Origin of the sequence: Reichenbachiella versicolor, assembly GCF_003171675.1 — a bacterium.
GTDB lineage: Bacteria > Bacteroidota > Bacteroidia > Cytophagales > Cyclobacteriaceae > Reichenbachiella > Reichenbachiella versicolor.
Genome location: NZ_QFZQ01000002.1, coordinates 667,231 through 683,807, shown reverse-complemented (window position 1 = coordinate 683,807; position 16,577 = coordinate 667,231). Strand labels below are relative to the sequence as shown.

The 16,577-nt window shown below is 37.8% G+C and carries 3 protein-coding genes; 2 read left to right on the top strand and 1 reads right to left on the bottom strand.

All coding sequences use genetic code 11. The features are described 5' to 3' along the window. Nucleotides 1–145: 145 nt before the first annotated feature. Nucleotides 146–13,540 (bottom strand): T9SS type A sorting domain-containing protein, encoded by a 13,395-nt coding sequence (locus DKG80_RS07595; protein WP_109830712.1) that lies wholly within the window; start codon nucleotides 13,538–13,540, stop codon nucleotides 146–148. A gap of 676 nt (nucleotides 13,541–14,216) precedes the next feature. Between DKG80_RS07595 and DKG80_RS07590 the strand changes: the two genes are divergently transcribed. Next, nucleotides 14,217–14,546 carry a hypothetical protein gene (locus tag DKG80_RS07590; protein ID WP_109830711.1) on the top strand — a complete coding sequence of 110 codons (330 nt, stop codon included), beginning with the start codon at nucleotides 14,217–14,219 and terminating at the stop codon, nucleotides 14,544–14,546. Nucleotides 14,547–14,632: 86 nt separating this feature from the next. Next, a complete protein-coding gene (locus tag DKG80_RS07585) occupies nucleotides 14,633–16,483 on the top strand; it encodes a M1 family metallopeptidase (RefSeq protein ID WP_109830710.1) in 1,851 nt (616 codons plus the stop codon). Nucleotides 16,484–16,577: the final 94 nt, after the last annotated feature.

The following is a 16,577-nucleotide window of genomic DNA, read 5'->3' as shown; positions in this document are numbered from 1 at the left end:
ATAGCATGCAGAGTGTCAAGATAACTGTGCAGTCTATTGAGACCTATTTGCTGGATTTTACAAAAACATTAGTTGTCAATCAAACTTTAAACAAGACGGCCTAGAATTATATTCTAAGCCGCCTTTGTTGAAATAGTACTTCTTATTATCGAACAATTAATTTCAGATATTTAGTTTGTCCAGCTTGTAGGACTTTTACTTGATAAACACCAAATGGTAATTGATAATTAGTTCGGATGTTTATTGTTTCACGATTTTCCAATAGGTCATAAGACTCTTGGAAGACTGTGTGTCCTTGCATGTTGATCAAGCTGATTGATACTGGAGATTCTTTATCAATACTTGAAACATTTACATTGATATTAGAACTCGTCGTTGGGTTAGGTATAAGTTGAATTGTTAAAAAATCCTCATCTAGTTGTCTATTAATAGCTATTGGATCAAACGCTTCAAAATCACCGTCTAAATCATATTGGATTAGCTTGTAATAGCTTCTTCCTGACCTCGGACTATAGTCTGTGAAGCTGTATTCAGAAGTAGTATTGGTAGTTCCATTACCCTCTACAGTTCCTATTTTTTCAAAAGTAACTCCATCTGTTGATCTCAATACTTCAAAGTGACTATTGTCAACTTCTGAGGCTGTAGCCCAAGAAACGAGTATTTCATTTTGCAACGATTCTGCTTTGAAGTAAACTAGATCCACTGGAAGTGGGAATCCTGCTGCACTAACGGAAGCCAACGTAAAAGGAGAGAATGAACTTAGTCTATTATTTGAAGTGACAAAGCCTTCGTCTTCAGGAACATTGTTTTGATTAACACTATTTCCTTCATCATCCCATGATGTACCATTATAATGTGCTACTAACAACTCAGTTGGTTCTATTACATTACTTGCAGCTGACCAGTACAATGAAACAAATGGTTCTCCACTATGACCGTTAACATTCTCTAGATCCCAGTATTCCAAGCTACTCAAAATCGCGATATTCGGATCCCACGGTTGAGTTCTATCGGCATTATCACTAAAGAAATACTCTGCTTCATAGACGTCAGTGTTACTACCTTTATCAATGTTAGAAATTGCTATTCTAGCAAATCTTGAGCCTTCCCCAGTAGGGAAGATGAAATTACCATCACCAATTTTTCGAACGGGACCAACGGCATAACTATTGTCGTCTGAGTCAATATAAGATGTAAGTACGTCTTGCACTCCATCATAAGATACGGTAGACCCATCATTGAAAGTAAGGGGATTAGATCCTGTTGATTGAGCTACACCATTGATGAAGTTCAAGTTTTGATTAACTGAGATACCAATATTCCATTGAATATCATTGTTACCTATTGCCGTATTATTGACTACTAGATTCTCAAATTGAACAGCGCCTGAACTACCGGTAATTACTTGAACGACCGTCCCGTCGAATGTAATAGAGTTAGCTCCTGTAGAAGTCTCTAAACTACCATCTATATCGAAGCTATTTCCTGCAAAAGACAATGATTCATCTTGCATATCTAGAGTTACACCGGTATTCACCGTAAGGTTTCCTTCCAAGTCGATTCCGTCTTCTAACGTTTTAGTACCTGTTCCAGCAAGAATCACATTATTGAAAAGTAGTGTACTACTAAGAGCTGCACTTCCAATATTTTGATTGTTGCCATCGAATGTAACTGTAGAAAGTTGATCAATGAATTGACCATTTGGACCGTCTACCGATAGATTGTTTCCAATATTAATGGTGTGGCCTGCATCTGTCACTCGGAGTATTCCTTGAGTGACCGTCAAGTCATTGTTGACATCAATAAGCGAATTGGTAGTGAATTCAATTGATGGAGAAGATCCATTAATGATTAGATTCCAGAAACTTAGCCCTCCAGATACGGTAATGTCAGCATCTGAGTTAAGTGTTATAGTAGAATTACCAGGTATTAAAGTACCATTGTTGGTCCAGCTATCACCTACAGAGATATTTGGCGTAGTGGTACCAGGAATAATAAATGTACCTTCATTCGTCAACTCTTCCGATACAGTCAGGGCTTGTCCATCATCCACTGTCAATTGCGCATTGGTGAAAATAGTAATACTCGCTGCAGCTTCGTCTCCTGATGTAGCATCTATTACTGGATATCTATTAGATCCTGCACTTACATCTGGAATTTGAACAGTATTGGTAGCTACTGGGAAAGTAGCTGGACTTACTCCAAATTCATCTTCCCAGTTATCATTGTCATCCCATCGAGTACTAACCGCTCCAGTCCATATTCTTAGTGGATTTGTATAGCTCCATTGCACTTCACCTGTAGTCGGATCATTATCGTCAATTTCATAGGTAGGACCCGATAGAACACCACTTGCATCTTCAAAGATGATGTTGTTTCCAGCTGCTTCGTTTCTTCTCACATTGCTAGCAGGACCATTGTTGAATGTGATGTTAGTTGCCGTAATGTCAGAAGCAAAAGCATTGCTTAGTCTCAAATATTGGGTACTACTACCATTTCCAAATGTTCCATTGTCCAATCCTACTAGAGTAGCTCCAGATTGTAACCAGATGCCTTCATCCTCCATGTATTCAAACAAGAAGTTGGATGCCTCGAATGTTCCTCCTGATTGTACAGTAAAGTCGTAGGTTCCTGAAGAACGTCTAGTCATAACAGATGCATTACTTGATGAGCCTATGAATCTTAAGTCTCCACCGTTTTGAACCAGTAAGTAAGCATCGTCTCCTAGTGACATTGTTTCATTTGGTCCAACTAGAATTGTACCACCTATATTGATGTCATCTTGGAACCCATCAGAATCACCAAATGTGATATTTTGATTGATGGGATTCAATGTGCCAACTACCAGATTAAAATCGTGATTAACAATTAGGTCATTGTTAAGATCATAAGTGACATCGTTTCCAGCTAATTGACCAATGACCAAATTATAGTATTCACTAGTTCCTGGGTTGAATGTTTTCGGAGAACTGGTATTGTTTGGAATTAGGGAAAGCAAATTGCTTCCTACATTGATAGTACCAGCATTTACGAAATCATTCCCTACAGTCATATCAAAACCACCAAAACCTAATGTTCCAGCAGTCAAGTTAAAGTCATTGGTAACACCTAAATCAGACAATAGATTGATAGTCCCTGTTAGATTCAGCGTTAAATCATAAAAACTATCAGAAGCATCTAAGGTTTCTAGTCCATCTACAGAGTTGAAGGTTATATGACTTGTTCCTGCTGTAAAAAGTGCAGTCGACACTCTTGTCCAACTTCCTCCGATTTCTATATCATCATTTGATCCAGCACTTTCCAGTCTAGCACTAGGTTCAAAATTTAAATCTCCTCCAATTTGTAAGTCAACGTCATTATCTGTTGTGTTCAAGATTAATCTAGCATTGACTTCAAGAGTAAGGTTGTCAGCTACTGCTATGCTGGCATTATCAGTAATAACTGGTTCGTTTAGAACTTGTGGGATGATAACGCTCTGAGTTGCTAATGGTACACTACCTGAATCCCAGTTGCCTGCTGTAAACCAATCACTATTGACTGCTCCTGTCCAAGTTACGGTAGGAGGGTCGAGCCAAGTGATCAAATCATTTGGGTCTACATCATAATCATCTCCCGAGAAGATTCCAGTATAATTGAATACTTCAATATCACCAGTTGAGGCAGTTGCTTTATAAATATTAGAAGCTCCTGCTCCAGGGTCATCATCAAATACAATGTTTTCTATTCTATTTGACCCTGTGAGGTCTTGATCGTTTTCGATCCTTAAATATTTACCTCCAGCAAAACCATTCTGGAATGTTCCATCACTGAAGTTATTAGTGACGTCGATATTCGTATTGTCATTGATATAAATTCCATCAACTCCTACATACTCTATCAAATAAAATCTTGCAGCAATATTTCCTTTGTTAGAGCTTGTTCCAGTAACTGAGAATAAATAGTCATTTATTCCTGTACTAGTCACGGTAGCAGGTTGAGATGCAGTACCGACTATATTTATGGTTCCTCCTGGTTGTACTACTAGTTGAACGTCGTTACCAAGCGCAAGCGTTCCACCCGGTTTAGCAGTGGTACTTACATTTAGAGTTCCAAAAATGTTAACTACGTCTTCGGCGTTTCCTACACTCATGGTTTGACCATTGATATCAAGTGTACCTGAGGTAAGGGTGAAATTGTTTAGTAGCGTAATGTTATCTACAAGTTCATATGTCCTTCCAGGAGCATTGATTTCTAAACTACCTTGAATAGTTGATCCGTTGGTGCCAATAGTTGGAGTACCAGTTGATGCATTTAAGTAATATGTTCCAGTACCTTGGTATTGACCTGTTCCAGAAGCACCAATATTTCCTCCGATAGTCGCAGTAAGTCCATTGATGTCGAAGGTACCATTGAATACATTTAGATTACCAGTGATACTAATGTTACTGTTGCCAACATCTAGTATCGAACTACTTCCTTTATTGACTTGAACATCATTGAACGCTTGAGTTCCTGTTTCTCCAAGGTCTATTACTTGATTAGCATCTCCGTCAAATATTACAGTACCACTTCTTGAAATAAATGACCCATCATCGTTGCCATTATTAGTGTCCCATCTATTGGCAATATTTATTGAGTAATTATTGGTAGATACATCAAGAGTGGAGTTTTGGAAATAAAGGTTTCCATCAATGTCTATATTGCCACCAAGAGTCTTGAGACTAGGATTGAATAAGTACAAATGACCATATTCTATTCCTCCTCTTATTGATTGGTCTACTGTACCATAGTATAGCGTAAAACTGTCATCAGCTAAGTCATAATTCGCAAAATTAGATGGGAAGTTATCAGAGCCTTCTACCTGGATGTACTCACCACTTGCTAGAGTCATTGTACCAGTTCCAGATGTATTGTCAATCAAATAACCGTTGACATCCAGTCGATTAATAGAATTGTTTACAGTCAGGTCTCCTGTTATATCGATATTGCCATCATATTGTTTACCTCCTATAAGTCTACCCAATTGAATTTGTGCTGTACCAGCTAATGTCAAGTTGTGGAATTCCACAGCATTGCTGCTACCATCAGTTACTTGTCTGATGTACTGAGTACCACCGATATAGGTGAAATTAACTGTTCCCTCACCAGTATAGCTATTAGGTACTGCTATCCAATCTGTTCCGTTGAAATTGTAGATTTGACCTGTGACACCATTGAAGGTTCCATATATTTCTACATCATTGTTGAATTCTAATGTAGTTTCTCCAGTCCATGTTACTCCAGATTCAACTTCGAATATATCATTGATAGTGACTAAAGTTCCTGCAGCTGTTTTAGTACCAGTACCAGAAGCTGTAAGTTGATCAAATATTGCGTCTGTAATTGTTTGATCGGCTCCGTCAAGAATTATCTCTCCATTGACATCTGTATCAAAATTACCACCAGTGCTTGTGATGTTCCCCGCAACAGTATAGTCGTAGTTGCTAGTAGCAGGGATAACATTTGCTGAATTAGCGATCGTAAGGTTTCCATTAATGTCTAAATCAGAAGAGAATATATTGAACTCTCCTGCACTTGTTGAATTTGTAAAGGTCAAATTGTGGAAACTTTGATCTCCAGGGAAAATTGTTACAGTACTTCCAGAGCTTGCATCAAAAGTCACAGTACTTTCTCCATTGTCGAAAATAGCATTGGCTGTCGTGTTCCATGAACCTTGTATATTCATGGTAGAGGTGTTGTCCATGATAAATGCTCCACCAGAACCATCTCCCAAACTAAAATCTCCGTCTACGTCTAATGTACCACCAGAAATTAGCTTCAAAATACCGTCTTCTATGATTAACTCTCTGATATTAACGGTTCCTGTGACGGAATTAATAGTAGGGTTGAACGGAGCACCAAGCGCAATAATAGCTGATCTATCATTGGTTGAAATTGATGGAACTCCATTGTCCCAATTACTTGCATTACTCCATTCAGTACTTGTCGTTCCAAGCCACTGCGTATCATTTGGGATGTCCCATTCTAGTCTATCTCCTCCAGGATCATTTTCATAAGTAGCTCCAACTCGACCAAGTGCTCCAGAAGTGTTTGTGAAAGTGATTATACCATTTCCTCCTGTATTCGTACGAGACACATTGAAATGATTAGCAACAGTAGGGGTTCCGCTGAAATTGAAAGTTACATTGTCAATGGTCATCGCAGCATCAGATTCAAGACTCAAATAAGTATTGGGACCCGCATCTGTGTCGATATTAGAGAATGAACCATTACTAAAGTTGTTAGTTGCATTGATTATTGCATCATCCTCAACTTCTAATCCTTCATCCGTTAAATATTCTATGCTGTAATATTGAGCTCCTATTTCTCCACCAGCTTCAATATTTATGTCTATTTGATTTCCTCCATTAAATCTTGTTATGGTTGCTAAGTCGGCAGCACTACCTACAACATTCAATGTTCCTCCACTTTGAACAACTAAGATTCCCCCTGTTTCCGGAGCAGCCAATGCATCTCCATTGTCGTCATAAGTACTAAACTGAAGAGTACCTCCAGGACCTATTTCAAGAGTTCCGTTATTGCCTATCACATTGACCTCTGCAGGAGGATCATCAGTATCATTATCTCCAAGTGTTAAAGCTTGACCAGACAAATCCAATGTGGCTGACGCAAGAGTTAGTCCATCTCCAGCCACATTACCATCCACTCTCATGTCTGAAGTAAGAGAATATGTACGGACGGCTGTTCCTTGAAATATCAGCTGTGCAAAGTCTCTACCGTTTGGATTAATTGTTTTCGCAACAGTATTGTCTGAGTTAAAAATAACAGTACCTTCTCTTTCAAGAAAACTACCTCCTTGATTATCCCAATTACCATTTACTGTGATTTGATAATTATAAGTTGAGCTTACATCAAATGCAGTATTCGCTCCTATGGTTACATTGTCGACTACGATATTTCCTGTCAACGTTTTTGTACCTACAGTGGAGGTTATTATGGATGGAATCCCTGTGATATTAGCATTGGCCTCATCTATGACTGGAATATTTTGCGCACTGTTTCGGTCAAAATCGATAGTAGCTCCTGTCAATATCCAACTTGCAGCTGGGTCAATAGTGAAGTTTATAGTCTCAAGAGTATGAGTTAGACCAGTAAAATCTAAAGCTGCACCAGCATCTATTTGGAAAACTCCAGTTCCGAGATTAAGTCCATTGTTTTGTATAGTAAGTGTTCCTCCAGAATTTGAAACAATTAACCCTTCAATTTCATGCGTTCCAGGATCCATAGTGGAATTAGTACCTGTAAATTCAAAAGGTCTAGAACCAACTGTAGAATAGAACTCACCATTATTTGTCCAAGATGAACCACTGAAGTCAACTCCTCTTGAGGTTGTTACCGTTACACCACTATTGATAGTAACTGTCCCATCAATATTTGTGTATTCTGATGTAGCATTTGGAAATATGTTCTTAGTTCCGCTTCCTCCGAAGACAACATTTTCAAGGTCTAAATTCAGACCATTTCCATCATTGTCTGTAATTATTTGGTCTCCACTTCTAGCAAAAGTCACTGTAGTACTTGCCGACGGAGTATAATCTTGAATATCTATATAATCACCATTTAGGGTAATGTTAAATCCTGCATCAGCAAGTGTAGGATTACTCGTCATATCAAAATCTCCTTGAACAATGAGGTTGCCATCTAATGTGACAGTACCTGTGCTATTCATGTATATTTCACCATATTGAATTGTTCCTGACTGGGTAAATAAGGTTTGATTTCCAGCAGCATTCAATTGAACGGTACTAGTAGGGTCTATTGAATAAGAAGCAAAGCCTGAAGGAACAGAAAGTCCTACAACTCTGTTATCAAGAATGGTGTTTTGTTCCATGGTAAATACCCCGTCACCATCATTACTAACAGCTCTTGTAAATTGTTCAAACTCAATTCCATCTGATATGGTGAGGTTACCGCCTACAAATATGTCTGAGTTAGGTCTTTTAACACCAGTCCCTTGCAAGATCAAGTTTTCAAATCCTCTTGTAGTAGTGTTAAATTGGGTATCCATATACCAAGAAGCTCCTGTATGAATAAGTGTACCACTGCCCCAGCTGAGTACTTCATCACTTCCCACAAACAAGTTGTCTCCAAGTGTAATTGTATGTCCGTTAACGTTTAAAGTAACATCCCCATCATCTAGATTAAGATCATCAACAACTGTAATATTTCCTGTTAAGTTAGCTGTAGTAGCTCCACCTCCGTTATCTCTTATCTCTACGTCGTTGAAAGTAATATTGGCAGGAAGTGATTGGGTACCATCATTTCTAAATTCTACTTCACCTCCTGTCAGGCTATAGCTGCCTGCGGTAGGGAAGTTACTGTCAAATATTCTTAGTTCACCGCCTGTTTGTGAAAGCGTTCCAGTGATTGAAACAACTGTTCCTACTCTTAAGTCAACAAAGTTGTTTTCAGAGATGATAGAGAAGTCTCCAGATACAGTAGCATTTCTATAAAACTCCTTTGTACCCGTGTTTTGGAAAATCATGTTATGAAAACTAAGGTCAAATCCAGAGTCTTCAAGGTCTTGATTAGCGCCATTCAAAATCACAGTACTTGTTTCAGAAACAAATGCGTCGGCTTGCTGCATATCCCAATCACCACCAATAAATATCGTTCTGTCATTTCCTTCTACATTACCAGTTCCACTTGCAAATACGATATCATCCTCAGCAGAAATATTTCCGTCGATGCTCTTGATAGCAGCACCTTCAAATAGAATATCCCACATAGTACCTCCAGATATACTTTGAGTTCCAGAGGTTCCATTGAATCTTACACGACCTTGTCCAGGTTCAAATGAGCCTCCATTGACAGACCAATTGTTATTAATGAAAATATCAAAACCACTAGACGCATCGAATGTTCCGTTGGTAAGAGAATATGAGTTAGTAATAGTCAATACTGACCCTAAAGTATAAGTAGCTCCGCTTCCATCTATCACAATATTATAGAACGGGTCACCATTTCCAAGAGTAGTAATAGGGTGTGTGCCTGTAGTGCCATTAAATGTTACAGTGGCAGTACCTTCATTGAAGGTACCAGCATTTGACCATGAGCCGGCTATAAATAGGGTAGAAGTACTACTTGAAGACATGTCTAATGTACTTCCCGAGAATATGGTGAAGTTTCCATCTACGGAAAGAGATCCATCTCCTGTTAGACTAAGATTACCGCTGTTTCGGATAGTAATTCTTGCTACAGAATAGTTTTCACCAGCTCCTATGATAGGGTCATTTGGAGCTCCTGCTTCTATGTAAATGATATCATCGGAGTCAGGAATACCATCAGCATCTCCACTAGTGTCTATCCAGTTTGCAGCTACATTCCATGCTGAACTAGTACCACCAACCCATGTAAACCCAGGGTCTTCGTCCCATCTAATAAATCCTGTAGTAGCTCCTCCGTCAGGATTATCCAATTCATCTTGAGCTCCCGCAAGACTACCTCCTGAAATTATAAATTCGATGCTTCCACTTACAGGTTGGTTTGCTAAATCTACAGCTACATTGTTTGATGGGCCCGCATTGAATATTACGTTATTAGCTGAAATAGTACCAATTGGAATATTGGCTAGTGTAAGGTATGCAGTTCCAGCTCCTGAGGTAAAAGTACCATTGCTAAAATCGTTGCCAGTTGAAGTTCCATCTATTGTACCTCCTTCTATTCTAAGACCATCAGTTGTTGTATTTGCTATGGTATAATATTGTGCTTGAATATCTCCTCCTGATTGGGTGAAATTAAAGCCGCCAGCGTCTACGGCACTAAGTGTAGCTGGAGTACCATCTATACCTATAATTTGAAGCGTACCACCTGATTTATCAAAATTAGGATCGGCCCCTATATCATTTATTAGCATTGATGCACCTTCATCGATAATTAAGGTACCACCTGTCATATCTACACCACCACGATTAATAGTTAAGATATTTCCGTTTAGATCGAGTGTACCGTCAATCATATCAAATGAATTGTCAGAGTCATCTCGAGTATTGAAATCCCCAGTTAATTGATAAGTTGCCCCACTAGCGTTGATTTGGAAATTACGAACTTGATCTCCACCTAAATTGATTTCATGTGTTCCAGAGCTACCATTCATTACGATTCTGTCTTGATCATTTCTAAATTCAAGACCGTTACCACTATTGATCAAGCTACCGCCAATATTTACAGTACCTACAGATGGAGTGATTCTATATCTAAAATATCCAGAAGTAATGGTTAAATCATTTAGGATATCAAATTGATCGTTCAAAGCAAAGCCTAAACCATCATCCTCAATATCAAAGCGAGCATCGGTATTTTGGCCTATTACTAAGTTGAAGAAGGCCTTGTCTGCTTGGCTCCCCGAATTCGCTAGTGAATTTGATACGGATCTAAAATCTGACTCATTACCAATGAAGGTTACTGTTCCATTTTGTGCTACAAAAGATCCGTAGTTATTCCAGTCTTCTTCTACGGTAATGGCATAGTTGCTTGCAGATACATCAAGAGTAGAGTTTGCGAAAATGTTCATTTCACCATCAAGAGAAATGTTGCCTGCTAGTAAAACAGTAGTTGATAGAGTACCATCTCCCTGTCCAATATCTATGTCATGAAAGGTAGAAGTACTTACTGTGGTAGTACCTCCATTATTGACAAAGTTTACACTGTTTGTGTGGTTGAAGTTACCATTATTCGTCCAGTTGTCACCTTCAAAGTTGATCTGAAAACCATTCCCGTTAAAGGTAGATTCGTTCGAAATCGTAAGATCGCCCTCAATAGTCATAATATTGTTGACGATTTCTTTATTACCCACTCCTTCAAATTCTAGAGTAGGGAAATTTTGAGAAGCTTCTATATTTCGAATGTCTTGTTCCGTAGCTCCATCAAAACGAATAATTGTAGATGTCGCATTGCTGTAGTTGATACTCGTACCACTTCTTACCCACAAATCTCTACCAATAATCAAGGTTTCACCTTCAATGTCAATCGACCCCGTTCTAATATCTAAGTCCCCATTTATATTGACAGATGAGTTAATATCTACAGAAGAATTATTGTCAATGATTAGATAGTTAAAGTAGGAATTAGAAGTAGTTACTATATTCTGGGTAGTCCCCCCAATAAAATCTGTAGTAGATCCCGTTTGAGTGAAAGTACCGGTTCCGTTTTCTGTCCAGTTACCTAAAATATCTATTGCTTCAGACCCTGCGTTGACAGTTACTCCATCATTGATTGTAAGGTTTGCGTCAATCAGCAGTTGGCCAGTAAGGGTTTTAGTACCTGAGCCTGCAAACACAACACTTCCGAAATCAGAAGCACTAATTGTTTGATTTGCTCCATCGAAGGTAATAATTGCGTCAACTATGCCGCCATTAGTTTCATCATCTCCAGTGTATCTTGTATCCATGTTCCAGTCACCTGATACTGTATGATTCACATCTCTCTGGAAAGCGTCTCCAATAGAACCAAATCTAAATACAGGACTACCACCTATTCTAGAGACGTCTCCTTCTATATTCAGGTCAACACCAAAAAAGTCAAAACCAACTTGTTCAAATGGGATGTATTTATTCCCGCTTCCAGAAAATTCAATGGATCCAAAAGTACCTCCATTGAAGTTAGGAATAGCCTGGTCCCCATTTCTATCAAATCGGATAATACTCTCAGGATCGATAGAAATTACATCTGCTGGAGCTGTATCCCCAAAACCTTCTGCAAATCCATCTGCGTCATTTGAACTAGTCTGTATTCTACAATACGCACCTAAAGTAAAGTTGTCAGAGTTAGATAGCTCGCCAATAATCTGGAAGTCATCAATGTCAACTACCAATAGGTTGGAAGGAGAACCATTAGGGTTGGTAATCGAAAATGACCCATCAATAGAAATATTATTATCTATATAAACAATCTTGATAGCTGTAGGGGAACTGCTGTTAGTAATGATCCAAGATTCCACATCGTATGAACCACTTAGCGGTCCATCAACCACTTGGTTGAAATTTGCGTCAAGGGTCACTACAGCTTCCTGTGCATCAAATACTGGATCACCAGCTCCTGTGCCGGGATCCATATATAAATCTTCTCCAAAATTGATAGTACAACTATGGGAAGCATAAAATCTACTGCCATTAACTAAGTCAAATTGACCACTTAATATTAGGTTTTCTGTATTGTTGAGTTGTTTGGTTACTTGAGTAGAAGCATCAGATTGACTTATGTAAAGACGGCCCAAAGTAATTGTATTGCCTAAATAGTTTTCACCTCTTATGATTTGAAGATAGTCTCGATCATATCTTACTAAACTTGTTTGATCAAAATTATAAGTGTCAAACGTTGTTGGGAAATTATCATAACCTCTTAAGTAGATGTCTGCATTTTCCAGAAGAGTTAGAGTATGTCCTGCAGATACATTTAAGTTTGAATCTTCCGCGCCTCCTGCGCTTCCACCTATCACAAATTGACCAGTTTCAATGATTTCCATGTCTCCGTCTATGGTCAAATTGTCACCTGGTTCAATGTACTCAGTTCCTTGTATGATTATGTTAGTTCCTGTACCGAGAGTGATCGTACCATCTGTGCCTGTATCATCACCAAATCGAATTTCACCCCCGAGAAAAGTAACAGAACCGCCATTTAATGATATTCCAGAATTATTTTTAACCTCAAGGTTAGCAATTTGGTGATCGTTACCTGTATTTGTCCATATTGCATCATCTGTAATTTCGAATGTTCCATCAGTTATCAAATTACCAGTGACCGTTTTGTTGCTATTGTCAAAAGTGATGCTGTTGAAAGTCGCTTCTCCTGTAGTAAAAGTGATGTTTTGAGCTGTAAGCCCGTCAAATCTCAGAGTGCTATAAGTAGCAGTAAATATTGCGCTATTTGAAATAGTAAAGTCTCCTGCAAAGTTGAGATTAGAGGTAGTGTTAACCTTTGTTCCACTACCATCAGCCAAAAAGTTTCCATTTACATCTATCGTTGAAAGAATGATAGCAGAACCTCCTCCGTTTATACTCAAATCATTGAATGTCATTGTGCTACCAGATAGTACGGCTGTGGTACTTCCTCCTAGTGTAGTGTTTACCAATCCAGTGCCACTCTCTAATGTGAAGCTTCCTCCATTATTAACGATATCACCATTAATCTGTAGGTCGTGTGAATTTCCATCATCTGTGTTTACTTGAAATGTCCCTCCATTTTGAACAACGAAATCATTTAATACTGTTACTTCCGCTGAAGTAGTAGAATTACCGAAAGTTAAAATACCACTAGTCCCGGCACCTACTTCAATAGAGGCTACATTAATAGTGCTTCCACCATCTATTATTATAGATTGACCATCAGATACAATAAAGGTGTTAAGGCCATCAGTAAAATCAGAGGCTGTAGCACTAGGAGACCAGACAGAGGTTCCTGTTGTAACAAACGAACCATCTCCAACGGAGGTGAATACAGTTTGAGCTTTTGGTGAAAAAAGTCCTGCACAGACAAGGAGTATAGAAAGTAGAAGTCTTTTCATTTTTATTGGTTTATTGGTAACGGGTAAAGTCGATTTATTTAAAGTTTGCGATGCTTACTAAAGCCTAAGCACACTAAAAAATAAAAGTTAGAAGGGAAGATTGGAAGTGATACTTAATGATTTGAATAGTTGATATTTTTTTAGACTAAACGGTATGTTCTGGCATTTTTTAAAATTTAACATGATACAAAAATATCCCTGCCAGAATTGTCATAATAGAGAGACTATACTGATTTACAGATTTATGATAATCTCTTAATTTTTAACTATTCAGTATTTGTCAGAAGACAGGTTTAGGGTGTGTCAAGTAATCAATCAGATAGAGTTTGCTTATTTTTCGATGAGTAAACGTTTTTAACCGATCAATTTTTTGGATTGCAAAATAATTCTTTATTAAAATCGTTTGATGTTTAAGTTTTTAGGGGAATTACCTATTGAGTCAAATAGAATTGAATGTCTTTGAGAGTATAATTCAGACTTAAATGATTATGGATTCGTTTGTATTTGTCTCTTTTATAATGTCAAATATTCAGTATGACATAGATGTTTTCTGCTGAAAGAATGAGTCTTTATCTATCTGAAATAAATTATTTTCATCTACAAGATTTTTTATTCAAGTAGTCCCCCATTAAACTTGCTGCCAACATTTTATAGAATCACTGTATCTTAATTATTTATGTTCAAATCACTAGGGGGCTTCTTAAAAGGATTATTTGAATCAGAGCCAAAGGAGTACATAGCACGAATCTCAAAGGAGAACCAAAAGGGAATCTATGAGACATTGAAACTTCAAAAGGAAGTTGAAGAAGAAAAGAAGAGACAAGCTGTTCTAGCAGAAAAGAGAGCTAAGAAAGAAGCAGAACGAAAAGCTAAAGAAGAAGCTAAACAAGCAGCCATTAAAGCAAAGCTTGATGCTAAAAAAGCAAAATTAGAAGCGAAAATGGCTGCAAAAAAAGCTAAGGAAGAGGCTAAAGCACTGAAAAAGTCGAATAAAAAAGCTGCATAAAATCAGGAACCTTACAGGTTTTTTCAACCTATGAGGTTTCTTGAACTAATCGGCATTAATTTGCGGCCTTCATATCAAATTTATACATGAAGGCACTTTCTTTTACAGCATTATTCCACCTATTTTCATTTGTTTTATTTGCTAGTCATTGGCAGCAACAGGTGGACTATAAAATCCAGGTCGATGTAGATGAACAGCTAAATCAAATGAAGGGAAACCTTCAGTTGATCTATACGAATAATTCTCCTGATACTCTTAATAAGGTTTATTTTCATCTCTATTACAATGCTTTCCAGCCAGGAAGTATGATGGATGTCAGAAGTAGATCTATTGCAGATCCAGATAGACGAGTTAAAGATCGAATTTTTAAGTTGGAGGAGCATGAAATTGGTTATCACAGGATAGAAAGTTTGACTTACAATGATCAGTCAGTTGAATATTCGATCAGTGGAACTATTATGAAGGTTGAATTACCAAAGGCAATTTTACCAAGTACCGCAGCTAATTTTGAAATCAAGTTCAAAAGCCAAATTCCAAAACAAATACGTAGAACAGGTCGTGACAACAAGGAAGGTATCCGCTACTCTATGTCACAATGGTATCCTAAAATAGCTGAATATGACAGGAATGGTTGGCATCCACATCAATATGTAGGAAGGGAGTTCTATAGCCCTTGGGGAGACTTTGATGTCAAGATCACTATTGATAGTAGTTATACGGTAGCAGCAGGAGGGATATTACAGAATCCTGATGAGATTGGTAAGGGTTATGCTGATACTAGGCCAGATAAAAGTCGACTTACATACCACTTTTTAGCAGAAAATGTTCATGATTTTATGTGGGCAGCGGATACTGCATACGTACATGAAATAGTTAAAATGAAAGATGATTTGGACTTTCATTATTTCTATAGAAAGGATACTGCTTACAATGACTATTGGGAAAAGTTGCAAAAAATGGTCAAGACGGCCTTGCCTTATATTGAGAAGAATTTTGGAGACTATCCATACCCAATTTACAATGTCATTCAAGGGGGAGATGGAGGTATGGAGTATCCTATGGGAACTTTAATTACAGGTCATCGAAAGATGAAAAGCTTGCTGGGAGTAACTGTTCATGAACTAATGCATAGTTGGTATCAAATGATGTTAGCAACAAATGAAAGTTATCTTTATTGGATGGATGAAGGGTTTACCACTTATGCTACTAACGTTACGGAGGCGTTTGTACTCAATGACTCAACAGGAGATAATCCTCACAAAAGGTCTTATGGTTATTATAGGACATTAGTCGCGTCAGGTGTGGAAGAGCCTTTGACTACCCATGCAGATATTTTTAATACAAATAAGGCATATAGCTATGGTGCATATTCTAAAGGTTGTGTTTTTCTAAATCAACTTAAGTATATACTAGGAGATGATGTTTTCGCGAAAGCACTGTTGAGTTATTATGATCAATGGAGGTTTAAGCATCCTGATGATGTTGATTTTATCAGAGTTTTGGAACAAGAAAGTGATCTTGAATTGAATTGGTATTTAGATTACTGGGTGAAAACTACAAAGCACATTGATTATGCACTTTATGCAGTATATGAACAAGATAAGAAAACCAGAGTTCGTCTACAAAAGGAAGGGGAGATGCCAATGCCACTTGATATTAAGGTGGAACTAAAAAATGGAGAAGTTAAATGGTATCATATCCCTACGGGTTTGACTCTTGGACATAAGCCACTAGATTACAATTGGACTTTACTTACAGATTGGCCTTGGGTCAATGACTATTATTCATTTTCTATTCCTAATAAGTTAAAAGACATAAAAACTATAGAAATTGATCCTGAAAGGAATATGGCTGATGTTACTTTGAAAAATAATAGTTACCCACTAAGTTCTGAAGAAGTAGAGGTGTTTGGGGAGATCGAAAATGATTTTCACTAATCTAAAAACTATTTAATCAATTGTTTGTTAGAGGAGTAATCTTCAAAGATCAATTATTTTCAACTAGCTTTGATCAATTAAACGAACCAACAAC

Bases quoted from the DNA above. Each gene is read 5' to 3' on its own strand.
- DKG80_RS07590 (WP_109830711.1), top strand. From the start codon at position 14,217: ATGTTCAAATCACTAGGGGGCTTCTTAAAAGGATTATTTGAATCAGAG.
- DKG80_RS07595 (WP_109830712.1), bottom strand. From the start codon at position 13,540: ATGAAAAGACTTCTACTTTCTATACTCCTTGTCTGTGCAGGACTTTTT.
- DKG80_RS07585 (WP_109830710.1), top strand. From the start codon at position 14,633: ATGAAGGCACTTTCTTTTACAGCATTATTCCACCTATTTTCATTTGTT.